The 24,435-nt window shown below is 32.7% G+C and carries 20 protein-coding genes and 6 pseudogenes; 9 read left to right on the top strand and 17 right to left on the bottom strand.

The window, feature by feature from the left end; translation table 11 throughout:
* Window positions 1-185 precede the first annotated feature (185 nt).
* Window positions 186-389, bottom strand: a pseudogene (locus tag FZ954_RS12150) (transposase); the annotation flags it as partial.
* Between the two features lie 157 nt (window positions 390-546).
* Here FZ954_RS12150 and FZ954_RS12145 point away from each other — a divergent pair.
* Window positions 547-702 (top strand): annotated as a pseudogene (locus FZ954_RS12145) (IS30 family transposase); the annotation flags it as partial.
* A 22-nt stretch (window positions 703-724) separates the two neighbouring features.
* On the opposite strand, the pseudogene FZ954_RS02160 reads toward FZ954_RS12145, so the two are convergent.
* Window positions 725-1,855: pseudogene (locus FZ954_RS02160) on the bottom strand (IS3 family transposase).
* A gap of 76 nt (window positions 1,856-1,931) precedes the next feature.
* On the opposite strand from FZ954_RS02160, the pseudogene FZ954_RS02155 reads away from it, so the two are divergent.
* Window positions 1,932-2,333 (top strand): annotated as a pseudogene (locus FZ954_RS02155) (transposase); the annotation flags it as partial.
* A 428-nt stretch (window positions 2,334-2,761) separates the two neighbouring features.
* Window positions 2,762-3,562 (top strand): annotated as a pseudogene (locus FZ954_RS02150) (IS3 family transposase).
* 11 nt (window positions 3,563-3,573) lie between these two features.
* Here the strand turns inward: FZ954_RS02150 and FZ954_RS02145 are convergent.
* From FZ954_RS02145 to FZ954_RS02130, 3 genes are all read right to left on the bottom strand, one after another.
* Window positions 3,574-4,536, bottom strand: a complete 963-nt coding sequence (locus FZ954_RS02145; RefSeq protein WP_148876657.1) for a thioredoxin family protein — start codon at window positions 4,534-4,536, stop codon at window positions 3,574-3,576.
* Between the two features lie 381 nt (window positions 4,537-4,917).
* Window positions 4,918-5,214 carry a bacteriocin immunity protein gene (locus FZ954_RS02135; protein ID WP_148876654.1) on the bottom strand — a complete coding sequence of 99 codons (297 nt, stop codon included), beginning with the start codon at window positions 5,212-5,214 and terminating at the stop codon, window positions 4,918-4,920.
* A complete protein-coding gene (locus FZ954_RS02130) occupies window positions 5,214-5,435 on the bottom strand; it encodes a leucocin A/sakacin P family class II bacteriocin (RefSeq protein WP_148876652.1) in 222 nt (73 codons plus the stop codon). Before FZ954_RS02130 ends, FZ954_RS02135 begins: the two co-directional genes overlap by 1 nt.
* A 238-nt stretch (window positions 5,436-5,673) precedes the next feature.
* On the opposite strand from FZ954_RS02130, the gene FZ954_RS02125 reads away from it, so the two are divergent.
* Window positions 5,674-6,411, top strand: a complete 738-nt coding sequence (locus FZ954_RS02125; RefSeq protein ID WP_148876649.1) for a LytTR family DNA-binding domain-containing protein — start codon at window positions 5,674-5,676, stop codon at window positions 6,409-6,411.
* Window positions 6,405-7,745, top strand: a complete 1,341-nt coding sequence (locus tag FZ954_RS02120; RefSeq protein WP_148876647.1) for a sensor histidine kinase — start codon at window positions 6,405-6,407, stop codon at window positions 7,743-7,745. Before FZ954_RS02125 ends, FZ954_RS02120 begins: the two co-directional genes overlap by 7 nt.
* Window positions 7,746-7,762: 17 nt before the next feature.
* Here FZ954_RS02120 and FZ954_RS02115 read toward each other — a convergent pair whose 3' ends face one another.
* On the bottom strand, window positions 7,763-7,924 hold the full coding sequence (locus FZ954_RS02115; protein ID WP_148876645.1) for a ComC/BlpC family leader-containing pheromone/bacteriocin: 162 nt from the start codon (window positions 7,922-7,924) through the stop codon (window positions 7,763-7,765).
* Window positions 7,925-8,124: 200 nt separating this feature from the next.
* Between FZ954_RS02115 and FZ954_RS02105 the strand changes: the two are divergent.
* Window positions 8,125-8,963 (top strand): annotated as a pseudogene (locus FZ954_RS02105) (IS3 family transposase).
* 170 nt (window positions 8,964-9,133) lie between these two features.
* On the opposite strand, the gene FZ954_RS02100 reads toward FZ954_RS02105, so the two are convergent.
* A complete protein-coding gene (locus FZ954_RS02100) occupies window positions 9,134-9,799 on the bottom strand; it encodes an HAD family phosphatase (RefSeq protein ID WP_148876643.1) in 666 nt (221 codons plus the stop codon).
* 49 nt (window positions 9,800-9,848) lie between these two features.
* Entirely contained in the window at window positions 9,849-10,217 is a 369-nt protein-coding gene (locus tag FZ954_RS02095; protein ID WP_181951204.1) for a transposase, read from the bottom strand.
* Window positions 10,218-11,335: 1,118 nt separating this feature from the next.
* Here FZ954_RS02095 and FZ954_RS02090 point away from each other — a divergent pair.
* Window positions 11,336-11,827: a transposase gene (locus tag FZ954_RS02090; RefSeq protein WP_374756238.1), complete on the top strand. Its 492-nt coding sequence runs from the start codon at window positions 11,336-11,338 to the stop codon at window positions 11,825-11,827.
* A gap of 47 nt (window positions 11,828-11,874) precedes the next feature.
* Window positions 11,875-12,162, top strand: a complete 288-nt coding sequence (locus FZ954_RS12140) for a transposase (RefSeq protein ID WP_148876636.1) — start codon at window positions 11,875-11,877, stop codon at window positions 12,160-12,162.
* A 302-nt stretch (window positions 12,163-12,464) separates the two neighbouring features.
* Here FZ954_RS12140 and FZ954_RS02080 read toward each other — a convergent pair whose 3' ends face one another.
* The 9 genes from FZ954_RS02080 to FZ954_RS02040 form a co-directional block, all read right to left on the bottom strand.
* Window positions 12,465-13,175 (bottom strand): hypothetical protein, encoded by a 711-nt coding sequence (locus FZ954_RS02080; RefSeq protein ID WP_148876634.1) that lies wholly within the window; start codon window positions 13,173-13,175, stop codon window positions 12,465-12,467.
* A 12-nt stretch (window positions 13,176-13,187) separates the two neighbouring features.
* A complete protein-coding gene (locus FZ954_RS02075; protein WP_125386936.1) occupies window positions 13,188-13,925 on the bottom strand; it encodes an ABC transporter permease in 738 nt (245 codons plus the stop codon).
* Window positions 13,918-14,646, bottom strand: coding sequence for an ABC transporter ATP-binding protein (locus FZ954_RS02070; protein ID WP_148876632.1), 729 nt, complete (start codon window positions 14,644-14,646; stop codon window positions 13,918-13,920). The genes FZ954_RS02075 and FZ954_RS02070 overlap by 8 nt, the downstream gene beginning before the upstream one ends.
* 40 nt (window positions 14,647-14,686) lie before the next feature.
* Window positions 14,687-14,851, bottom strand: coding sequence for a hypothetical protein (locus FZ954_RS02065; protein ID WP_125372391.1), 165 nt, complete (start codon window positions 14,849-14,851; stop codon window positions 14,687-14,689).
* Between the two features lie 12 nt (window positions 14,852-14,863).
* Window positions 14,864-16,987, bottom strand: coding sequence for a peptidase domain-containing ABC transporter (locus FZ954_RS02060; RefSeq protein ID WP_148876629.1), 2,124 nt, complete (start codon window positions 16,985-16,987; stop codon window positions 14,864-14,866).
* Entirely contained in the window at window positions 16,987-19,791 is a 2,805-nt protein-coding gene (gene lanM / locus FZ954_RS02055) for a type 2 lanthipeptide synthetase LanM (protein ID WP_148876627.1), read from the bottom strand. The genes FZ954_RS02060 and lanM overlap by 1 nt, the downstream gene beginning before the upstream one ends.
* 61 nt (window positions 19,792-19,852) lie before the next feature.
* Window positions 19,853-20,044, bottom strand: a complete 192-nt coding sequence (locus FZ954_RS02050) for a class II lanthipeptide, LchA2/BrtA2 family (protein WP_125372388.1) — start codon at window positions 20,042-20,044, stop codon at window positions 19,853-19,855.
* Between the two features lie 22 nt (window positions 20,045-20,066).
* Entirely contained in the window at window positions 20,067-20,249 is a 183-nt protein-coding gene (locus FZ954_RS02045) for a plantaricin C family lantibiotic (protein WP_148876624.1), read from the bottom strand.
* A 69-nt stretch (window positions 20,250-20,318) separates the two neighbouring features.
* A complete protein-coding gene (locus FZ954_RS02040) occupies window positions 20,319-23,354 on the bottom strand; it encodes a type 2 lanthipeptide synthetase LanM family protein (RefSeq protein ID WP_148876622.1) in 3,036 nt (1,011 codons plus the stop codon).
* 219 nt (window positions 23,355-23,573) lie between these two features.
* Here FZ954_RS02040 and FZ954_RS02035 point away from each other — a divergent pair, with 219 nt between their 5' ends.
* Window positions 23,574-24,425 carry a helix-turn-helix domain-containing protein gene (locus tag FZ954_RS02035; RefSeq protein ID WP_148876620.1) on the top strand — a complete coding sequence of 284 codons (852 nt, stop codon included), beginning with the start codon at window positions 23,574-23,576 and terminating at the stop codon, window positions 24,423-24,425.
* Window positions 24,426-24,435 lie beyond the last annotated feature (10 nt).

Here is a 24,435-nt window from a genome sequence, read left to right as displayed (position 1 = left end):
TATAGAACGATAAACATAAACAAGACCACTAACTACGTCTTCTTAATTAAAAATTCAACAATATCTATAAAAATCACAAATTTTACGGTAAAACTAAATCTTTTCATTTATGTCAAACATATGAACAAATATAACTTTCAGACGGCGAAGCGTTATGTAAAAAGATTTTTTATCGAAAATATATGCTATATCTCTGATACTAGAAAAGAGTAGCACAAATTGTGAGTAAATATAATTCGTTCCATCCATAATTCTATCCCAGCCAAACTTCTAGCCAGAGAATGTTCTATATCAAACACAGTACAGAGGAGTGAAAATCGTGTTTCAGTTATCCATCTAGCTTTCAATAGTTCCCACTTATTGTGTTTTCTCGCATTTGCCATATTCTTACTGGGAAGGGAGCTCAGAACTAATCTCCCTTTCTTGCCAAAGCATCTCTTAGCTCTTCCACAATATTGTCCGACATGATGACTAACATGTGAGCTTTAAAACCATAGTAATAATTCTTTTGCGAGGAATTCCAAATAATATCTGCCTGCCTACCGATATTACGCCCACCCTTATTCTTCTTGGGAAAGTAGCACAAACAAGAACTACAATAAAATCATCCATCGTTGCTCGTCAAAAGGCACAAGAAAAACGACTTCTAAACAAGTCGCGTTCATTGAAAACTGGATAAACAACGGCACTGCACCCCACTAATGGGACAGAAGAAAAACACTTTTTATACGACCCGTTTTCTGTAATCTACAGGGGATTGGTCGTTGAATCTCCGTTGAATTCTATTTTCATTATAAAATATGATTTAAGATTAACAATATCTGTTATACTATCTTTGGTTAAGTTTCTCCAGTTATGGAGATAGAAGGTTCCAGACTTTAGTACGGAATGGAACCATTCAATACAGGCATTATCCGCTGGGGTTCCCTTACGGGACATGGAGCGGGTGATGCCTTTTTCTGTACAAGCCTGATAGTATACCTTAGAAGTGTAACCGATTCACCTGATCGCTGTGTAAGATTGCTCCTTGAAGTAATTCCAGCTGATTGAGCGCGTCCAGTACAAAGTCTGTATCCTGACAATCTGAAATGGTATAAGCCACAATCTCGCGATTGTAGAGATTCATGATAGAGGACAGGTAAAGTTTACATTTCCCAAAGTATAGATAAGTAATGTCTGCAATAAGCTTCTCCAATGGCTTGTCTGCTTGAAAATCGCGACCTAACTTATTTTTCGTCACATAGTAAGGTTTCCCTAAATTTGGGACTTTCTTAGGCCGTGTCCGACAGATCCAGCCATTCTCCTTCATGATACGATAAACTTTCTTACGATTGACGACAAGACTATGAATTTTCTTGAGTAGTCAGCTGATAGTACGATAGCCGTAGATAAACTGATTTTCCATACAGAGTTGTTCTATTTTCTCTACAACCTCGTCTCTTTCCTCAGATTGCTCTCCTCTTGCTTTCCAACGGTAGAAAGTGGAGCGTTTGACACCGAAACAGTTCCACAATGACAGATACGGGATAGAATTCTCTATCTTCTTCCACAAGCTTGAGAAGACTCACTTTGTCGATTGTCTTACCTAGCTCCGACACTTTTTTAGCAGTTCTACCTGCAAACGTAACTGTTCTACTTCAGATAACTGTTTCATCCCTTTGCCGTAGGTGTATTGTTTCCCTACAGGTTAGTGGAAACAATGTAGCTCATCATTCCGATACCAACACCACCAAGTCTTTACTTGACTGACATTTTTGATACCTAAGGCCTCCATGATGACCTTGTTGGACTTCCCTGCCTTCTTCATTTCGATGCAGGCCAACTTAATTTCTACCGAATACACTTTTTTAACCATAACAAAACACTCCTGTTTCTAGTGTACTAGATTTCAACAGGAGTGTTTTTCTTGTGTCTCATTTTTAGGGGTTAGTGTCTTACGGTCAATTCCTGGCATCGCAGAAATCACAGCGACATCTATCATTGGAGAATTGGGAAATATTCGTCACTTTCAGTCTTCCAATCAAATCAACACTTTTATTGGCATTGACCTGAGACACTATGAATCTGGGAACTTTCTCGCCAAGGAACACATCACTAAACGAGGTAATCCCTATGCCAGAAAAATCTTGTTCAAGTGCAATCACAACATCGCTTCAGCTAGTCATACCAATCCCTGCCATATCACTGACTTTTATGAGAAACAAAAAAGACAATCGACAATAGCTTCAACTAAGCCACATGCGATTGCCTCTATACATCGTCTCATTCGAACAATGTATTACCTCATTACGCATAAAAAAATTTACGATTACTCTTTGACCCAAAATCGATAGGGCTGTCTATGCCGTACTATTGGAACACCTTGTTTCAAAAAATTCCAGATGAGGTGTTTTTTTAGTATGCCCTTTTATGGATCAAAAAGTATTAGAAATAAGACAGTAACCTCAGAATAGCTACAGTCTTATTGAATCGGTTACACTAAACTAGACAGATTTTATAAAGTGTTCTACACTAAAGAAAAGAGGAGAACAATATGTCTAGAAAAGCTCGCCGTCACTTCACAGATGACTTCAAACAACAAATCGTTGATCTTCATAATGCTGGTATGAAACGAANGTTTTTTTAGTATGCCCTTTTATGGATCAAAAAGTATTAGAAATAAGACAGTAACCTCAGAATAGCTACAGTCTTATTGAATCGGTTACACTAAACTAGACAGATTTTATAAAGTGTTCTACACTAAAGAAAAGAGGAGAACAATATGTCTAGAAAAGCTCGCCGTCACTTCACAGATGACTTCAAACAACAAATCGTTGATCTTCATAATGCTGGTATGAAACGAAGTGAGCTTATCGAAGAATATGATTTAACACCCTCTACCTTTGATAAGTGGGTCAAACAGGCAAGAACGACCGGTTCCTTTAAGTCTGTTGATAATCTCACCGATGAACAACGTGAGCTCATTGCTCTTAGGAAGCGAAATAAAGAGCTTGAAATGCAATTAGATATCTTAAAGCAAGCGGCAGTGATTATGGCACAAAAAGGGAAGTAATCACTGCTAATAAGGATAAATATTGCATTTCAGCCATGTGTCGTTGCTTGAACATTCCTCGTGCTAGCTATTACTACAAAGCCATAGAACCAAAGTCTAAGGCAGAGCTTGAAGAAATGATTAAAACCATTTTCCGTGAGAGCAAGTCTAGATATGGTGCTAGAAAACTCAAGAAATGTCTGGAAAACGAAGGGATTATCTTATCTCGTCGGCGGATTCGTCGCATCATGAAGCGATTGTATCTCGTATCCGTCTACCAGAAGGCTACCTTCAAATCAAATTCTAGAGGGAAAAATGAAGCACCTATTCCAAACTTATTGGCTCGACAATTTGACTATGACAACGCCGTGTCTGAAAGTACTTACCGTGCCTTCAAACTCGAGTTTGTCAACCAAGAAAACTTCCATTCGCTGAAAGAACTAATCCTTAAAACAAAACTGGTGGAATCATCATCGCATTCACAGCAGTCTTAACTACTTAACCCCAATCGCTAAGCGAATCAGCACTTAACAAAAAAAACTTTATAAATTTTGTATAGAAAAGCGTTGTCTTTTCATATAATAATATCTTAATGCTAACATTAGTGACGTTAAAATTGCCAATGTTCCTACAAAAGATACCGATGTTTGCTCACCATCATTTGTTTTTGGAAGAACTTTAGCGTCTACTAGTTTGTCAGCCTTTGGTAGCCTTTGACCTGTTTGAGCGATCAGTTCCTTCTGAACCGTTGACATCGGCTGTGGTTGAACAGTTGACAAAGATTTCTCTTTCGTGCCCTCTTTGGTTAGTTCTGTCGGACGGACAGTTTCAGTTTGAGGTTGAAGTTCAGAGATGGTTGGTTGCTCTTGATTCAAAGTCATAAATCGTGGACTTGAACTGGCTAAATGGTCGTAAACTGTTTGGACAGGTCCACCACCAACCCAGCCTGATAATAATTGACCATTCTCCAAATAGAGTAGTGTCGGTGTTCCTGGAATACCAATATCACCAAACACATAGTTTCTGTCAAAATCCTTACGATCTGTATCATAATATTCTAAACGTCCATCCATCAGTTGATTTAAGACCTTCAACTCGGGTGAAAATTGACGGCAATAATAACAAGTGCCACGTCCAAAATAAATGGCATGGGCTCGTCCATCCTCAGTGAAAGCATTACGCACATCATCTAAGCTTATCTTAGGTAAATCTGCAACATTGGTCTCGTATTCCTCACGAGAGACCTCAGGAATATCATCTGCGGTCTCCTCCTCGGACTCAGCTAAGGCTACCGATTCAATGGCAGGTAATGTCTGATTATCCTCAGGTTTTGACTGCTCCTGACTATCTGATGCTTGTTCTACTGGGGTAGGTGCTGTTGCTTCAACTTTTGGTGAGCTATCAACTCCCGTTTCTTTCACCTCATCAGCTAAAGCTGAACCAACTGATAAGCTCAGTAATATAGATGTACTCATCAACCAAAGCGTTAATGCACGTTTTTTCATCATAAACTCCTTTCGATTACTTAGTCTAGTTTAGCAATTTATAACTCTCATAGAAGCAAGTGTCCCAAAAAGCGCCTATACGTCCCAAATGGTAAGAATATAAAAATCCCACTATCACCTGAAAGTTCAGGTAATAAAGGGACTTTTAAAATTCTTATCAAATAAGAACCTTAATTTCAAGTTCTTACATAATAGCACAGATAGGTAAATAAACCATCGGATAGGCTTCACCGCTTCGATATCTAGGTGGTGATACCCAACCGTCTTTGAGAGGGTCCCCCTCTTTGTTATTCACATTTGGCATACGACAAACAGCGCCACCTTGGGTTACTTCAAGGTCGTTATATGTTATTTCTGTAATAAATATCATCATCAACAGAGTCAATATCCGTAGCGAATGCTTAGTAATTTTCTTAACTCAGCCATACGCTCCTCAACATAGGGAGTCAATATTAACTTGTCTTTCCTAAGAATTGTTGATATCTCTATCGACATTCTACTTAGAATATAAGGAGCTGAAGATTCGGATTTTGCAAGCTCACCTCTATAGGATAATAAAGCTTGTTTCAATCCGTTAAAACGTAAGTCATCTCCAAAATCATTAATGATTTCATCAATTAAATTGACTGCTTCCTCACGCCTTTCTTTTCCTCCAGAGAACCATCGAAGTGCTACCATTAAAGAATACCACCTGAATTCCATCCAGCATTTCCACCAGTCAGCCAATTCATTGTAGAATTCGTTATAATAGTATTAACTGTTTGTGACCAATCTACCCAACAACCACGATTTGAATCACAGTATAGGCCATTACCGTAATAAACGACTTTCCCTCCTTCAACACTTACAAGCGTTTCGAAGTCAAGGGTCTTAAAGTTTTCAATTGTTTGAGTTGCCATGGCAACTACCCCCTAAAATTTTATCGTGTGATCTCTCAATCACATCTTTAGTATAGCATTCAAGTCTTTCTATCAGAGCTAGCGTCCCAAAAAGTGGCTATACGTCCCGAATGGTAATTTTTAATATATTCAACTCAGAAAAAATTCTAATTTTACTCTCATAAAAATTGAAAACCTCTTTCCTTTATGTTACAATTTTTCAGTAAACAGTATGCGTCATGAAAGGTGGGACTAAACCATGAAGATTTACTTATTAGAAGATAATCCTATTCAGATGGGACGTTTAGAAGATGCTCTAGCTCAGGAACTTAAAACCTTCGGAAAAGATCTATCGTGTGTTCACTCTTTTGACAAGCCAGGTCAACTACTATCTGCTATCACCTCAAATATAAGCGATCAGGTTTTCTTTCTTGATATTGAAATTAAAGGAGAGAATAAGAAAGGGCTCGATATCTCTAAAATCATACGTCAAAGCAATCCCTATGCCATCATTGCCTTCGTCACAACACACATAGAGTTCATGCCTCAAGCTTTTGGCGTCACAGCCTATAAATACATAGATAAAACCTTAGATGAAGCTAGCTTTAGAAAAGAAATAGGCGATACCATTGCTCAAGTCAATCCTATTAACATCACTACCACTGACGAGTTTTTTTACTACCAAACAGAGACTCAGTTAATAAACCTACCAATAGATCAAATCCTTTACCTAGTTACATCAGATATCAAACACCATGTTCACCTCCAGACTATCCATACCCTAATGGATATCCGAGCAAATCTAGCAGATTTTAAAAAGATACATAAAAAACTCTACCCATGCCATCGTTCCTATATCGTCAATACAGATATGATCATCTCTGTCAACAAGACCAATTATGAAGCTACCTTAATTAATGGTCAAGTCCTACCAGTATCCCGTATGAAGATAGGAAAGATTGCACAAATTGTTGAGGAAAGAGGCAGAGGATGTTAACAACGTTATGTCTACTTTTTCTCACCCTTTTAAGTGCAGGCCTAGAAATTATTCTTTTCCTTTATTTAATGGGACAGAAGATTCGTCTGAGGTATTTTTTCCTACTCCTTATTTTTAATTTAGCCTTTAATTTTATTTATAACCACTCTTCTTGGTTTATCATTAAATTCTGGGGTGAAGATATCTATTATCTTCTTATCTCCTTCCTTTTATCCACTAAGACTAAGAGACCATTAAAAATAAAGATTTTCAATGGTCTCTTACCTGATATCCTCAACAACCTTAGTTTAAGATTGATTACTTTCTTTATCTTTCCTTTTTTTAATATTAGTATCACCGATTATCAAAGCTCTCTATTAATATCCATCCCTTCATCTATTGCATCTCTTTGTCTATCATTTCTCTTTATTAAATTATTCAAGGAGAGTTTTACCATACTTCAAAAGCAGAAATCAAATTCTCCGATTCAACATATTATTATAGTTGCTGACTTTTTTATGTTTGGGTACACCCTACTGTTACAGACCCTCATGTATCTTGAAAACACTACTCACTCTTCAACTTTGGAGCTTCGAAAACTCTGTGTTGTTATTTCACTTGTCCTCTTCTTCATTATGATTGTTTTTTTAGACAGAAACATTCGTGAAATGATTCAAGGACAATTGGACTCACAGAAAAATCTCCAGCTAGAAAATCTCAACACCTACAATAAACATATTGAAGGTCTCTACAATTCTGTTCGTGGTTTTAGACACGATTATAGTAATCTCTTAGTCACATTACGATTGGGGATAGAAAAAGACGATATGGATATTGTCAAAGAAGTCTATGATAGTGTGCTTCAAGAATCCGATAAACGATTAAATACAAGAAACTTTGACTTAGCTAGACTCGTTAATATTCAGGATAATACTTTGAAAAGCCTTCTGTTCGCAAAAGTTTTACAAGCAGCAGAAGAAGGTATTGAAGCTCAGATTAGCATCCCAGAACCCATCCACTTGATTGGGATGGAGATTCTGGACTTCATTATCGTCACTTCTATTTTTTTAGATAACGCTATTGAAGGTGCCATTCAAACTCAAAAACCTAAAATTACTATTAGCTTTTGGGAAGATCATCGTTCACAGCTATTATCTATTAGCAATACCATAAGTGAAGAAAAAACAGAAACCAAAACCATATTTGAAAGAGGTGTCTCCAACAAGGGACGAGAGCGAGGCATTGGCCTTGCTAATGTCACAGAAATCTTAGACAACTATATCAATGTAAACTTAGAAACACGGAGTAACAATTTCTCATTCACACAACAATTAACAATAACTAAAAAGGCCTAACAGCCTTTTTTCTATACCTAAGCTTGAGGAATGTTATAGTCTTGTGCTGGGAGCGTTCTTTGCCCTCCAAATCCTTTTAGGAAACCATTTATATAATCCATCCACCCACTTCCACCTACGACTTGTTCAAGAGCGTGGTTATCAAGTGTTTTAAAGTTATTAATCGTATTGTTAGCCATCAGTAATCTCTTTCTATTGGTCTTGCAAGTTTAGTAACTTGTCTTTAAAGTAATTGAAGTAGGTCTTTTGGTCAATAACGCTTGTCACACGACCTTCTAGACCGTAACGTAGATTTTGAGCTTCTTTTTCTGTGAATCGGTTACACTAAACTAGACAGATTTTATAAAGTGTTCTACACTAAAGAAAAGAGGAGAACAATATGTCTAGAAAAGCTCGCCGTCACTTCACAGATGACTTCAAACAACAAATCGTTGATCTTCATAATGCCGGTATGAAACGAAGTGAGCTTATCGAAGAATATGATTTAACACCCTCTACCTTTGATAAGTGGGTCAAACAGGCAAGAACGACCGGTTCCTTTAAGTCTGTTGATAATCTCACCGATGAACAACGTGAGCTCATTGCTCTTAGGAAGCGAAATAAAGAGCTTGAAATGCAATTAGATATCTTAAAGCAAGCGGCAGTGATTATGGCACAAAAAGGGAAGTAATCACTGCTAATAAGGATAAATATTGCATTTCAGCCATGTGTCGTTGCTTGAACATCCCTCGTGCTAGCTATTACTACAAAGCCATAGAACCAAAGTCTGAGGCAGAGCTTGAAGAAATGATTAAAACCATTCTCCGTGAGAGCAAGTCTAGACATGGTGCTAGAAAACTCAAGAAATGTCTGGAAAACGAAGGGATTATCTTATCTCGTCGGCGGATTCGTCGCATCATGAAGCGATTGTATCTCGTATCCGTCTACCAGAAGGCTACCTTCAAATCAAATTCTAAAGGGAAAAATGAAGCACCTATTCCAAACTTATTGGCTCGACAATTTGACTATGACAACGCCGTGTCTGAAAGTACTTACCGTGCCTTCAAACTCGAGTTTGTCAACCAAGAAAACTTCCATTCGCTGAAAGAACTAACCTTTAAAACAAAGGACTACGTTTACTGGTGGAATCATCACCGCATTCACAGCAGTCTGAACTACCAAACCCCAATCGCTAAGCGAATCAGCGCTTTAAAAAAACACTTTATAAATTTTGTATAGAAAAGTGTTGCCTTTTCATATCTCATTTTTTTACTTAAAGCCTTGACAGACTTGACAAATGGTAGAAAAGAGCCTAAAAAGGCAGAGTCCTGATAAGTTCTACCTCAATTTTCGTTATGAAACAAGTTTATTTCTTTCTAACGTCCTCAAGAACCTCATCGCCTTTCAACTCAAAGACTCTGTGATTCTATTATTTGTAAAACTTCTTTCATATTTTCAACTTTCCATTGCGCTTTGTCATTAAAAAATGGTAATCGGCTATCATAATAACCAATAGTTGCAATTCCGGCGCTAGTTGAAGATTCAATTCCAGAGTATGAATCTTCAATTGCAATACATTGTTCTGCTTGCAATTCTAACTTGTGTAGCGTTGTTAAATAGATAGACTGATTTGGCTTACTTTCTACAAAATTCTCTCCGCTAACGATGACATCAAAATATTTTTTTATGTCACACCTTTCTAAAACTTCATTAATATGCTCATATTTTGATGATGATGCTACAGCTAATTTGATTCCGTTTTTCAATGCATAGTCAATAATTTTTAGAATTTCTTTTCTAAAAAGTAAAGAATAATCAATTTTTTCATATCTCTCATCACTAAAAGAAGCATATTCTTTTTCTATAGTTTTTATATCATATTGTTTCTCAATAAATTGCTGTAAAAGCCTATAAAGATTAAAATATGATTTACCAACTAATACCAATAGCTCAGAATCTTCGTAACTAGATTTTGGATTAAGGTGTTTGATAAAATCTTTCTGTATTAGAAAATCTTGGTACTCTGTATCAACTATAACTCCATCCATATCGAAGATTATACCTTTCAAATTCATAAATCCTCCTTTAAAATCAAAATCTATCATATATATAATACCCGTGTTGCTAGTTGATAAAAAATCCTAAATTATAGACCAAAATAGCCCGTTCGATCTCTAATTGCAAACCTGCTAAAGAGCGAGCAAGCGGATGTTCAATGTTAAACGATGCATTTAGGACAGAGATCCGAGTTTCGATGGTCCTTCGGATTGCCAGGATAGCAGGATTGTTGTGCTCAGCTGCTCCTTTCATATTTTTACGAATCGGCGTCAAAAAGTCTATTCCCTTGGCTTCCAATCGTTTTTTCAGTTCCTTACCCAAGTAGCCCAAATCCGCTAAAACAGGAGAATAGGGGATGGCATCCAGCAACTCTTCTGCCACCTGTATATCTTGGACCGATTCTATATTGTCTTGTTGATATAATAATTGTCCCAAAAACAACATCATTAGATTTAATCAATCATATTCATGATGTATTTATAAAACAATTATTTTAACTAAGAAATAAATGTTGTAAGCCTTTTCTTTTCCCTATATTATAGATAATAAAATTTACTTTGTCAAACATTAATACAAGAAAGAAATCGGGAGATTCAAATATACAGATACTTAAAAATTCAAAATATTAAAATATCTATCCACATCCTGTAGAAACTACCTATCACAATTTATTCAAGCCTAATATTAAGGAAAAAGAAAACTATTCAAAAAAGAGAATTAACAGAACTGAAGTCATAACCACCCGTGAAAATGGGTGGCTTTTACATCGGCTATAAGCCGTTTCCCTCCAGCGACGTCTAAAGACGTTCGCTGAACTTCGTACAGGTTAATGCTATGATTACTTGACTAATGAGTCTGAGTCTGGGACAATAGTCCCTTTGCTACAAAAAAGCAACGGATTTGCCGTTGCTTTTTGCATGGTTGCGATAGTCTTGCTAAACATGTCGAAAATATTGATTCACCCTATTGATCTCAGAGATTTTCAGTAAACCAATTAGGGTTTACTGAAAAGAATCATCTAAAGCTTAATTCTATTAATTTGCTGGCTTTTACGCTCCTTACCACGCGTTCCCCAAATGAACAAACTCTGGTAAAACAGGGGGGACTATAGGCATATTTACCATAACACTAACAGTACAGAAACACTATTTTTAATAATCGAGTAGAAACTATTTTTGGTCACTAACACCACCTTATGTACCGTTCGGAATACAACAGTTCAACTAAAGTTTCGTTAGAACAGTTCGAATTTCCACATCTACCTATGCATGATTTCATTTCTCTTATGCCGTCCAATATTTGTGAAGAGCATATTTCAACATACATTCTGTGAGAAGCATCTTTACATACAAGAATTATTGCGAATAGAATGTTATAGGTAGATTATCATTTAATTCTTCAATCCTTAGCCTCACTTCGACTACAGAAATTTCTTCACTACTATGCTGTCTGCTGACTTCTTATGATTCGTTCTTACTACATCTTTAACGATATCGTTTATGAGATCTCATGGGGTATGTTGTACCAAATGCAATCCTGGGTATAATCTTTAAATCGCAACAGAAAACCAATTTGTTCTTCATTATGATATTTTTCCAAATCAGGCGGATACTAACACACTTTTGCCATTACTCGAAACTTACCCACATGACTTAAAGATTGTTGTTGCAGATGCAAGATACGGAAGTGAAGAGAACCTTCTTCGTTCGGATGAAAGTAATGTGAACCATTTGATTAAGTATGTCATGTTTGATAAAGAACAGAAGAAAGCGTACAAACAGCTGGCTAGAAACTTGTCAAACTGGCACTATCACGATCAACGTCGTAGCTGTGTTGTTGTCCAAGAATTCCTCGGTGATTATAATAGATTTGTCTATTATGATATATGGAGCGCCTATAGACAATTACCCAATGTCAAATTGGTCAGTTGCTGGGCTCATAGTAGCCAGAAGTTTTTTGAAGCTACTCCAAAGGAAGCTGATCCATCGTCACTGGGGTTAAGTGTGATGCGATGTTTCGTATTGAGAAGCTTTGGGAAGTCTTAACACCAGATGAGCAGCTTCAAAAACAGCAAGAATAACTGAAACCTCTAATGAAGGAATTCTTTGATTGGTATCGCCAGCAAGTTATCTTGTCTGGTTCTAAAATCGGAAAAGCCTTTGCATACCATCTCCAGTATGAAGAAACTTTCAATATAGTTTTAAAAGATGGCTGCTTAGTTCTTTTCAATAATTTAGCAGAGATAGCCATCAAGTCTTTGGTTATGGGACGTAAAAATTGTCTATTCTCCCAAAGTTACGAGGGATCCAAGGCGACAGTTGTCTTCATGAGCCTATTTCAGACCACTAAACGACATCACTTGAATACCAAAATAATATAAGCTATCTTCTAGAACATATTCCTAATGAGGAGAGTCTCGCAAAAAGAGAGACGCTAGAAGCTTATTTACCATGGTCACAAACCATACAAAAAATTGTCGCTAAAAAAATCCAGAACGCCCCCTAGATAACAGGGAACAATTCTGGATTTTTTCTAGATACTTAGTTATGGGACGCTTACAATACAACTTGCTTACTTAAGCGTAAGAAACCAGAATCGTAAAATCAATTACCTTGAAATCATGACTCACGTTGTATTGTTTCATTGTTAATCGTATTCAATTATTTAATTTTCGAGCAACATTTAAACTAGATTTTGTCCTTTTAATTTGATTAGTTTAGGAAGAAGGGAAAATTCAAATCCCATAATCCAGATACAAACTAATAATTTAATACCTAAGCTTGTAGTTGACTGAATTGCTGTATAATAGTAAGTTACAGGTATAAGTATATTCCAATCACTCTGAAACGTGGTTAAAACAATAAGTATCAGCAAAATATTAGGTAAGACCTTAGCTAAAATGGAATCAAATCTTATACAACAAATTTGTATAAAAATAGCTATAGGTAAAAATAAAAGAAATGACATTATATTGGGAAATATTATATTGGTTAATAACATATTAGTTCCCATACTACCTAATTGAACTAAACAAAAAATTGTATAAACAAAATAACAAATAAAGCATCTAGCGATATTTATCGTTACTTTTATATAGATGATTTTCGCAAGGTTATTAGTATTAATCGCCATGATATTCCAACCATTATTATTATCTTCAATCAATGCCTCTCTTAGATTTTGATATAAAATTTGTATCGGAAAAATCATTAGCATATATATTGTGGTATGTAAAACATACCAATACTTATTATAAGTAAGCCCTGAGTATGGTGCCGAAATATCCAAAATATATGTTTTTATAGCTAGAATGACTAGAATCTGAATACAGATATCAACAGTAATAAATAACAATATTTTACTCTTAATCAATTCATTTTTAAGTAACTTCATTTTTATTACCTATTAAAGTTTCATCTCAAAACTTCTTTTATTCAATTTACGAATTAATATACAAGAAAGCACGATGATTATTATATTGGATAGTAAAATCATATAAAATTGATTTTCAGTCACTCTAAAAGCATGAGAAAGATAAGTAAATGGTAAGTAAATCTTAAAATTATAATTGTTGTAGTATATGCTAATTGTTAAAATTAGCATTGTAATACCAATTGGTATTATTAAAGAAATTTTCCTTATAAGTAATAAAGTTAGAAAATATAATAATATTATCATTAACGAGGAAAATAATTGAATGGTAAATGTTTTAAAAAAGAAAATCAAACTAATCTCTAAACTATTATCAATAGCCTTCCCAATAACGTATAAACTAATATAATCAGACAGCCAAAAAACAAATGTGTAAGCCACTGTAATGAGTAATTTAGAATTTATTGTGTACTTGTTTCTAAATGGCAATGAAATTACGGTTAGCCATGCATCATTTTTAAATTCTACTGCAAACACTTCGTAAATTATTAAAGACAGAACTACATAAAATAGTTCAGAAAAATAAAATATTGTCTGCTCTTTAAAAATTAACTGCCAATTAGATAAAGCAAGTTCATTTTGATGCACCAATAAATAGGCTTGATACCTAAAAGTTAAGTCTATATATAACAAAACATTCAGAAGTATTGGGAAAATAAGAACAAACCACAAGACGCTTTTTCTCTGCTTAAGAAATTCCACTTTAATCATATCCACCTCCAGCTAAACAAGCTAAGTAGGCTTCTTCCAGATTTTGACAATTATACTTTTGTAAAAGGTATTGGCAAGAACCAAAAAATTCAACTTTCCCATAATTTATAATTATAACATCAGATATCACTTTATCCAGTTCACTAAGAATATGACTTGATATAAAAAATGTAATACCCTTTTTCTCCTGAAGAAAACGAATTAAACTTCTAATTTCAATTACACCCTGTGGATCAAGTCCATTGATTGGTTCATCCCAAATTAATATTTCTGGACTACCTAACAATGATGCAGCTATACTTAGTCGTTGTTTCATGCCCATTGAAAAATTTTTTACTTTTTTCTTTTTAACATCTTTTAATCCTACCATTGATAGATATTCATTAAGTTTTTCAATATCTAAATTAAGGCCCTTCATATTTGCTATTAACTTCAAATTTTTATAAGCATCAAGATGACCATAAAATGAAGGTCCCAAAACTAATCCTATCCTAGATAATATATTTTCAGAATTCTGTTCTACGGTTTGATTAAAAATAGTTATTTCCCCAGAATCTGGTTTTAAAATCCCTAGAATCATTTTGATAATTGTAGTTTTTCCAGCTCCATTTGGTCCGACAAAACCATATACTTTTCCCTTCTTTAAATAAAATGAAGTGTTATGAATAACTTCAGTATCTTTAAAGCTTTTTGTTACATTAATAATTTCAACTATAGCCATCTCTACTCCTTAGTTTACAGCAAGAAATTATGCTTAATTCTTATCGTTTTTTGTAAAAAATCAGCGAACCCAATAATATTCCATTCAACAAGCCTAAAGAAATACCATATTCAACTGGAAAATCTAAAGAAATTGCAAACACTATTCCAATCATCACCCCTAGTGAGGCTGCTGTTGAAATCACATCTTCATTTTCTTTCTTCATTTTCTTTACACCTCATTTCCTTTTTGTATATAAATTGTAGTACTCTCCACCAATAGCCATTAAGTACTTATGATTTCCTGACTCAACAATCTTACCATCTTTCATTACAAAAATAATATCCGCATCCTTAATTGTTGACAATCTATGGGCTACAATTATTTGAGTACAGCCCTGACTTTGTATATACTTTGTTATTCTCTCCTCATTAATAGTGTCTAATGCACTAGTTGCTTCATCTAAAATTACAATACTAGGATTATTTATTAATGCACGTGCCAGTGCTATCCGTTGTCTTTGACCACCTGAAATATTTGACCCCATCTCTGAGATGATAGTATTAAATTTCATCGGCATAGCCATGATTTCATCATAGATTTGAACTGCTTTGCAAACTTCCTCTATCTTTTGTGAAGTAACTTCATGCTTTAAAGTTATATTATCAAGAATACTTCTGTTCAACAAAAAAGAATCCTGTGGAACCACTCCTAAATTTTGACTTAATACTTTTTTATCTATTTGATTAATATTTACACCATCAAATAAAACTTTTCCTGTATCAATCTTATATAATCCTGATAATATTTTTGATAATGTACTTTTTCCTGACCCCGATTGACCGACTAGTGCAATTCTCTGTCCTGGCTCAATAGTCAAATTTAAATTTTCTATTACAGGAGCTGAATCTTTGGAATAAGAGAAAGATAGATTCTCAATATCTATTCTCCCCTCTAAAGAACGCTTTTTAAGACCATTTTCAACATTCTCTTCATTTTCAAGCCAGATATCATTCACTCTATTTAAGTATCCTGCTGCCAAAATATACTGCGTATAAGCATTAAAAATTGAGATTTCTGAACTAAATAAAATTGATGCCATTGTTTGAAATGCGACGACCTCACCCAATAAAATTTTTCCATTTAAAACATTATTAAGTCCAAAAATCAATATAATTATAGGAGCGAACAATTGAAACACATTTGTAGCTGAATTGTATAAAATATGCACAATGCTTCGTTCTTTATACTTGGTCAATACGTTTTTTAAACGCTTAGACCAATTTTCATATATTTCATCTTCTAATCCCGATATTTTTATTGAAGAAATAGTATTTAATGCTTCTGTTTCTACTGAGTAAATCAATGATTGTTCTTGTAATTCTCTATTAACCGTATCGTACATTATTTTTTTAGTACTAAACAGAAACAAAAAGTTGATTAAACTCAATATAAGAGCTATAAATGTTAATGTTTTTGAACTAAAAAACATATATATTACAACACTTAGAATAGTCCCAATATCTACTATTCCCCCAACAACTTGGTTAGTAAATAGCTCCCTAAAACCACTAAGACTAGAGATTCTGTATAAAATATCTCCTTTTGCCCTAAGTTCAAAAAAACTATACGGTAGTTTAAGCAAATGCTTAAACGTAAAACTTTCAATATCTCTACTAAAAAATATATTAGAAAATAGAATTCCCATACTCCTAGCCAAGATAGAAATAAGGTACAAACAAAGTAGGGAAAATAATATAAAAAACGAGGTTTGAAAAGAAAATGCATTACCTAATGCAGAATTAATAAACTTTGAAGTCATTACTGGTACGCAAAGTATTATTAGGTAACTTATTATAGAAAATAGTAACGTCAAAATTAATCGACCTTTTACCTTCGAAAAACTAGAGAATACTCTTATCCATGGCGAAGGAAACTGTGACTTCAAAGGTCGATAATTTTCGTTAGGAAATGATAGCAGTACTATATTACTAAAATGTCTTGAAAATTCCTTAAACTCATAATTTACATATCCTTTAGAAGGATCCATTATATAAAACTTGTTCTTTTTTATTTTGTAAATAACTACATAATGTTGATTATCCCAAAATGCTATTAATGGTAACGGAAGTTCACCAATTTTATTTACATCTTTAACTTGATATGAACCAGTATCAAAATTTCGTTTATTCAATAACTGTTTTAAGTCAGCTATACTATAACCGTCTCTCCCTTTTTCTATATCACGTCTCAAATCTAGTAATGTCTCTTTGCTTTTATAGAAATGTAGTATGGACAAGCAACAACATAATCCACATTCTATTTGAGACATTTGCTCAATATTAGGTACTTTTCTAGTCATCATGTCCTCTTTAACTCTAATAATAAAACATTCAATAATCTATCATCTTGTTTTCGACATATTTCATAAGCAACTCCAGATACTCCTAGCATAAAAGAAAATGTATTCATAGTATTCAAATCTATATTTAATTCTGGCTTGATAACCTGAGAAACGACATTATCGAAATACAAATTTATAGATTCTTTTATCAATAGGTTTTCTTCATCTTTCAATATCGCATCAAGACAACTGATAGTACCTACAGAACCATGACATAAATTCAATTCTCTTATTTTTTCTAAATTAGTTAATACATTTTCAATTATTGATAAATCATTATTCCCAATATTAGTTTTGTCGAAAATTTCTTTTCTAGCCAATAAAATGCCCGGAGCTCCGTAACACCAAAAATTAGGAAAGGAATCATCATGATTTCTTCTTATATCTTTCCAATTTTTTAATATACTATTGAAACATTCATCTTCTTTATGTAGTAGTTTCTCTATACATTTTAATATATCTGTACAAGGATTGATTTCATAATAATATGATAATGACATTGCTACTCCAGAGTAACCATGTGCTAAACCTGTTGCTGTTATATTATCTAATTGTGAAATACAATAGTTAATACACTTTTTTAATAGCGCAAAAAGTTTTGAGCTATGTTCTATCTTATAAATATTACACAATAAAATAATTAAACTGGATATTCCTAAAAAATCAATTGGTTGATCTGACGGAATATCTTGTTTTGCTAGCATTGTTAAGTAAAACTTATATTTTTCATGATAGTCTGGTTCCGATGTTAGTATAAAAAGGCAATAATATAGATATATTACTGATCCAATGCCGTTAAACGCAGAAAAGTTTCGAATTGTTTCAATTTCAATCATCGACTCGAACCCCTTTAGTAAACCATCCGCAACTATCTTGTACTTTTCTTCTTTAAATTTTAAATATAGATAATATAATAGTAAAACTACTCCGCCACCATCATACAGGCAATAAGATACCGGTAAAATAACTTTCTTATCATCAATCAGACTAACAGAAGGAAGTATGCAAAACTCATTATTATTATTCCAAACGACTTGATGATTAACATAGTCACCGACCTTTAATACTAAAGAATTTTCGTCATTAACAGGAATAATAAAATCGTGTAATGGGCTTTGATTTATTTCAGAGATGGTCGTATCTTTAACTGTCGATAAAGATAGAAAAATCACATGCAACTGCTTTAACATATCCTTATTTCCAAGTTTTTGAAATCTTTCAAGTAGTTTACTTTGGATAGATGTAGCATAAAAATTACAAATTTCATTTTCCATAGAATAAATGCTCAAACTATTAAAGTTTGTATAAAAATACGGTACATCTCCTTTCATTAAACTCTTAATTTCAATTTCTACTTGCTTTCCTAAAGTACTGTCTAATTTAAATGACGAGCTATTAAGTTTCTGAAATAGCTTTCTCTGATTTTTGATATCTGTAAGGTAATCTGGGTGGGTTGAAGCCTCTAAAAACTTAACATATACCATTGTTGGCCTTAGAACCTGTCTCAGATATAGAGGATATTTTTCTGACAATGATTTTATTTCTTCAATAAAATAATTTTTACTATTTTCAAGTATAGTATAACATGCTTTGAATCCATCAATTATCTTACCATAAAATTTATTAGTTTCTTTTTTGACATTACTACTCGGAAGTACTACATGTACTTCTTTTAGACGAATATTATATGAAAAATCATTTTCTATTATAAACCTAGTAATGTTTTCAGATAATTGTTGATAATAAGTCAGCGGACTTAAATCAAAATCAAATAAAGTACTTTGAAAATTATTTGGTAACAATAATGTGTCTAAAACCGAATCTTTGATAAACTTTTGAAATAAATCATGTACAGTTTCAGGGTTTTGAATAGTTGAATTCCTGTTACAGCTTAAGTCTGGATTTGTAAATAAAGTCTCAGAATCAATAACAATCGGATAATTCTTACTCATTATTATGTTTTCTTTATGAAGGTCCGTCATTTGCAGTGCATAAGCTATTGCAAGAAGTTCACCGTATCTATAAAAGTAATCTTCGTAATCATTATCAAGATTACATTCTTGAAACTCTATAAATTCCTGCCATCCATAATTTTTTTTTGAAATTGATTTAGGATGGTATAATTTTAAAGGTAAACTTCTATTAATTAAACTAAAAAAATTCTCCAAAAATACATCATTATTTAATGAATGAGGCTTATATAAAATTTTATCATCATTATTATTTTTAAATATAACTGCAGTCTTGCCTCCGTTATGTCTATCACCAGTAGAAAGTACAATTTCTTTGATTCCATCATCAAAATTGAATCCTATATGTTCCTTAATTTCATCTTTATCTCTGATGATTGATAACATTGCTTCTTCTATTAAATTAATCGTGTGTTGATGCAAATGAAAAATTTTAATAAATAAGACTGGGTATGCTTTCTTAATTTTTTTAAAAAAAGGAACCGTCCCCAATGTTAAACAGTATCTCTGATATCTTTCTTCTTTCGGTACACTCTCATTAACTCTTTGCCAATTGTAAAAATCATCAATAAGAGTACGAATTGTCAAATAATATATCTCAGAATAAAATTGTTTTTCTAGTATCTCTATAGAATCTTCTGAAAGATAGCACCGTATATCTTTCGATAAAGAGTTAATAAAGTACTTTGAAAATTGATTATTAAAAGTATAAAATGTACTTTCATAATTTTCCTCTATAGTACCTGAAGTAATTGATTTTTCAATTTTATTTAAATAACTTTCAACTGTCATAATTATCTCCTATTCAAAAGCATTATACTGGGCTATATTGTTGAAAAATGTTGTTACTTAATTATTTATTGCAACTCTTTGTACATCCGGAAGTTGGACATGCACCAGCATTTAATGTTACGGTAATTGTAACACCCACAAAAGAAATTGTAGCGGGAATAATAGTAGGGCTGATTCCACCTACAACTTGATTATCTCCAACTAATTGTTCGAGTTCTAATTCATTAATTTTTCCTGTAAATTTATTATTCATGATTTTTCTCCTCTAAATATTATTATCTACAATTATTTTGACATTCAATTGTACCTGTGCAAACTGCACCTTTATTTCCAAGAGCGTTACTGATAGGACTAAGCCTAGCCCATCCCCATCCCCCTCCCGCTCCAACTGCACTGTTATCACTAATCTCTTCTAATAATTGACTGTTAATTTTTTTGGAAAAATCTTTTTGTGTCATCTAACTATTCTCTCCTAACTAATTTTAATTTATATAGCCCAGAATAATACTTTTGAAAAGAGATACGTATCAATCTAACCATAGAAAGTTATTCAAAGAGTGATCCGTATAATTTGATAACATGGAGTAACCCCACCCCGATAAACCAACCATTAAACCGTATGTATTCGAAGATTTTAAATTTTTTTTATTCCATTCTTTAACCAAAACAGTATCAAACAGCTCTTGATATATACTTGTACATAAATTATTTAAATTCTCTTTATAAAGTAGTTTAGAAGCATAATTTAATATTTCTAAATTTCCTAAATCACCGTGACAATATGTAGGATTATTCCCAAATCCGTAAGCTTTAGTGTTCTCAATACTTAGTCCAATGTCATTATCTAAATTATCAAAATTATATCCTGAAGAAAGCAACAATAATTTACTTAAAAGTATCCCAGGTGAGCCATGACACCAAGTATAAGATATTTGTTTTTCATCTTTAGATCTATACCAATCATTTTTTTGAGAAGAGAAGCATTTTTTTTCATAGCTCAATGATTCTTGCAAAATCTCTTCTGCACGACTATCTCCCAAATATTTCATTGCCTTAAATAAATAAGAATGTATACCTGCATTTCCGTGAGAAAAACCAACATAATTTCTATTTGGCATACATTCCCAAAACCTTAGTCCGTCTACAAACTTTGATTCATGTAATAATTTTTGAATTATTTTTGCAATAACACATTTAATATCAGGTGTGTTGTAATATGAATCTGAATTAACAAGTTTTAAAATTACAGCCAATAGCCCTGTATTCCCACTAATTAAATCATTTGAGGTATCCCTTAAAATTAGTTCATCTATACTTAATATAGTTTTTTTGATAAAGCTTTTATTTTTTATATCCCCAGTGAGATGAGCAAATTCAGCAAGTGAATATATCATCCCTCCTAAACCTGTAAAAGCCCCTACTAAATGATTGGAGTGAATGTACTTATTTCCCAATAATACCTTTGAGGTTTCAACAGATTTCTTGGCATACTCTAAAAATCTTTTCTTACCTGTTATGTTCCATAAATTGATTAAAAATAGCGAAATTCCTGCATTCCCACTATACAAATCATTTGTTAAAACAGAAGGTAACCAAACATCCTCTTCGAAACCCTGCATTGTTACACTAATCCAAGCCAAATCTTTTCGACCGTACTCATTAACTCCTTCAATTGAATTATCAATAAGCAAATCTCCAATTTTAGTAGCAGTAGACAACCATAATTCTGGTTTCAATTTATTATAATATGTTTGAAATTTAATATCATTGCTGTCTGATTGATTTTTTCTACTTATGAAAGAATCCTTGATATATCCAATTTGTTCTTTTAAATCTTCATCACAAAAAGAAGAAATCTTACTATTAAAATCTTCTTTAAAATTGGTTAAATTTACACCTTTTACTTCTACCCCTTTAGAATCAAATATTTTATTATCACCAATAATAAATGAAAAATAAGGAATATCTGATTCTAGTAAATCTTTAAATTCTGAATCAATCAACATTGTCTCAGAATCTTCGCTTCCTATGTATAATCTTAAAAGCAACATCTTTCTCTCATAATGCTTTTGGGTAAATTCTGGGCTTAGTGATATCCTTAATAATTGTGAATAGTATAGAGTCGCCCTTGGTATAAATCTTCCAACTGTGTTACTAAAAAGCTCATATATTTTTTCAGTATATATCTTCCTATTATTCATAATCCATTTATATATACCTTGAAATCCTTTTATAATTTCAAAAAGATAGTCTTTGGCATCTACAATCTCACCATTGATCATAGGATTGTTGCTTTTAGGAGAAATGACATAATACTCTCTCTCAATATGAATATTATCGCTGTTAGTATCCTTGATATAGTCAGTTTTAAAGGTTGAAATTTGCTCACTATTCATACTAACACCACCAACTTCATTTCCTTTTAAAAAAATGGGTAAAAGCCCTGTAGTTATTACTGAGCTTTCAAATTTTTTAGAAGCTTTATTGAATGCTGATAAATTATTATTTCTATCCACTATCTGAGGATGGATTAGTGTTTCTAAATCAATTGGAATTGGATAAGCTCCTTTCGCAATAATGTTTTCATAATGAAAATCTACAGAATTCAAAGAATAAAGTATTCCCAACAATTCTCCTATTCTGTGATAAAAACCCTTTACATCCAAATCATTCATGCATTCTTCTGTATCTATATATTCACAAAATCCGTATTTTTCAGTTGAAATAATATTAGGTAGTTTGTAATCTAAAATCGCATTTTGATCTCGTAAAAATTCCATCATTTTTTCAAACGATTTTTCAATATTAAGCGAGCGAGGCTTATATATTATAGTATATCCGCTTGATAAAATAATTTTACTGACACTCTTATTTTTTCTATGTGAATCACCATTTCCCAATTCTATTTTAGAAATCAGTACTTTAGAACTCGTTTTACACTGAAATAGTTCAATAATTTTCGCATATTGCTCTTGAAAATGTTGAATAATTTCTAAATAAAATTCAAAAGTGTTTTTTACTACATAGGAAGTTAAACGTGTTAACTCGGAAAATTTTGCATAGAAATCTACCAAATTTTTCTCTTCTTTTATATATTTATTCTTGTAATACTCCATTCTGTTGACAGAAGTTTTTCCCTGAAGAACACCTCTAGCTTTTAGAGTAGAGATATCTCCAATAATTGAACGATAAAGCAAAGTGTTGATTCTATCTGCAACATCCAATACAGAGTAAGTTAAAAATTCATCCGAATCCTCAATGCTCTTATTTCGGTAAATGGTATAAGAAAACTCAGAAAAATATTTGCTAATAAACGGTATTATAATTGAAGAAAATAAATATTTTTCTTCAATTATTTCTTTAAATTGTTTTGGAATAGCCTCTAAATTTAAACTAACGTTCTTAAATACAATGTTTACATCCACAGACTCGTAATCTTTATATAAATTTAAAAGTTTCTCGATATAATTCTCTCCTAAATGCTTTGTTAATTCCTTTTCAAACGTTTCTAAACTATACTCTGGAAAATAATTTAACCAATAATTAACTACACTATCTTTCATGGTATCCTCCAACCAGTATTAAGTCTTTAGATATCATCTAAAGACTTAGGTGTACACCTAAACATTTTACCAATTGACAATAACAATAATATCCATTACCAACAATAAAATTAGGGAACTTTTTAGAATTTTATTCATATTTAGACTTCCTTTCAGTTTTTATTTATTGTACAATAAATAAAGATCAATTACTTTTTTTGTTGGGAAAATGGGAAAATTATGAAATCAAAACTTGGCATCACACTCAGAAAAGTTCGTAAAGGAAAACAGATCAGTTTATCTTCCGTTGCTGACGAGCATCTTTCTAAATCTCAAATATCTCGATTCGAACGTGGAGAATCAGAAATATCTTGTATTAGGCTTATCAATATTTTAGACAAGTTGCACATTACCCTAGAAGAGTTTCTTATTTTACACGATGAAGACTACACCAAGATTGGATCATTTGCTAACCTAGTTCAATATATTCGTAAACAATACTCATCACAAAGTATCGATAATATAACGTGCCTACTATCTGACACTACAAATTACACTCTAGATCCTTTAGAGAAAACTATGATAAAATCCATTCTACACACAATGGATTCGAGTATCAGTCCATCAGATGAAGAATTACTTCAATTAATAGACTATCTTTTTAAAGTCGAAAAATGGGGTTACTATGAGATCGTTCTATTTGGTAACTGTGTACGAACAATTAACTACAATTCCTACTTCTTATTGACAAAGGAACTGCTAAAGAATTATCTCTACTCTTCTCTGAATAAAACCAATAAACGAATGGTCGCTCAACTTGCTATAAATTGTTTAATTCTTAGTATAGATGAGGAAAAATTTTCTAATTGTTGCTATTTAATTAGTGAGATAAAAACATTATTAGATAATGAATTGAACTTCTATGAACAGACAGTTTTTCTCTATGCAACTGGCTACTATGAATTTAAACGCCAATTAAGTAGTGGAATTGAAAAAATGAAACAGGCCATACAAGTATTCGATATTTTAAGAGAAGACAAGTTAAAATTACACTATACTGACCATTTTAATAAACTAGTAAACAAAAAATAAATGAAATCAT

Source organism: Streptococcus sp. Marseille-P7375, from assembly GCF_902460365.1.
GTDB lineage: Bacteria > Bacillota > Bacilli > Lactobacillales > Streptococcaceae > Streptococcus > Streptococcus cristatus_I.
This window is presented reverse-complemented; position numbering and strand designations above follow the sequence as displayed.

Coding starts and splice junctions, on each gene's coding strand:
- FZ954_RS02145 (WP_148876657.1), bottom strand. CDS start 4,536: ATGAAAAAACGTGCATTAACGCTTTGGTTGATGAGTACATCTATATTA.
- FZ954_RS02135 (WP_148876654.1), bottom strand. CDS start 5,214: ATGGTAGCACTTCGATGGTTCTCTGGAGGAAAAGAAAGGCGTGAGGAA.
- FZ954_RS02130 (WP_148876652.1), bottom strand. CDS start 5,435: ATGGCAACTCAAACAATTGAAAACTTTAAGACCCTTGACTTCGAAACG.
- FZ954_RS02125 (WP_148876649.1), top strand. CDS start 5,674: ATGAAGATTTACTTATTAGAAGATAATCCTATTCAGATGGGACGTTTA.
- FZ954_RS02120 (WP_148876647.1), top strand. CDS start 6,405: ATGTTAACAACGTTATGTCTACTTTTTCTCACCCTTTTAAGTGCAGGC.
- FZ954_RS02115 (WP_148876645.1), bottom strand. CDS start 7,924: ATGGCTAACAATACGATTAATAACTTTAAAACACTTGATAACCACGCT.
- FZ954_RS02100 (WP_148876643.1), bottom strand. CDS start 9,799: ATGAATTTGAAAGGTATAATCTTCGATATGGATGGAGTTATAGTTGAT.
- FZ954_RS12140 (WP_148876636.1), top strand. CDS start 11,875: ATGAAGGAATTCTTTGATTGGTATCGCCAGCAAGTTATCTTGTCTGGT.
- FZ954_RS02080 (WP_148876634.1), bottom strand. CDS start 13,175: ATGAAGTTACTTAAAAATGAATTGATTAAGAGTAAAATATTGTTATTT.
- FZ954_RS02075 (WP_125386936.1), bottom strand. CDS start 13,925: ATGATTAAAGTGGAATTTCTTAAGCAGAGAAAAAGCGTCTTGTGGTTT.
- FZ954_RS02070 (WP_148876632.1), bottom strand. CDS start 14,646: ATGGCTATAGTTGAAATTATTAATGTAACAAAAAGCTTTAAAGATACT.
- FZ954_RS02065 (WP_125372391.1), bottom strand. CDS start 14,851: ATGAAGAAAGAAAATGAAGATGTGATTTCAACAGCAGCCTCACTAGGG.
- FZ954_RS02060 (WP_148876629.1), bottom strand. CDS start 16,987: ATGACTAGAAAAGTACCTAATATTGAGCAAATGTCTCAAATAGAATGT.
- lanM (WP_148876627.1), bottom strand. CDS start 19,791: ATGACAGTTGAAAGTTATTTAAATAAAATTGAAAAATCAATTACTTCA.
- FZ954_RS02050 (WP_125372388.1), bottom strand. CDS start 20,044: ATGAATAATAAATTTACAGGAAAAATTAATGAATTAGAACTCGAACAA.
- FZ954_RS02045 (WP_148876624.1), bottom strand. CDS start 20,249: ATGACACAAAAAGATTTTTCCAAAAAAATTAACAGTCAATTATTAGAA.
- FZ954_RS02040 (WP_148876622.1), bottom strand. CDS start 23,354: ATGAAAGATAGTGTAGTTAATTATTGGTTAAATTATTTTCCAGAGTAT.
- FZ954_RS02035 (WP_148876620.1), top strand. CDS start 23,574: ATGAAATCAAAACTTGGCATCACACTCAGAAAAGTTCGTAAAGGAAAA.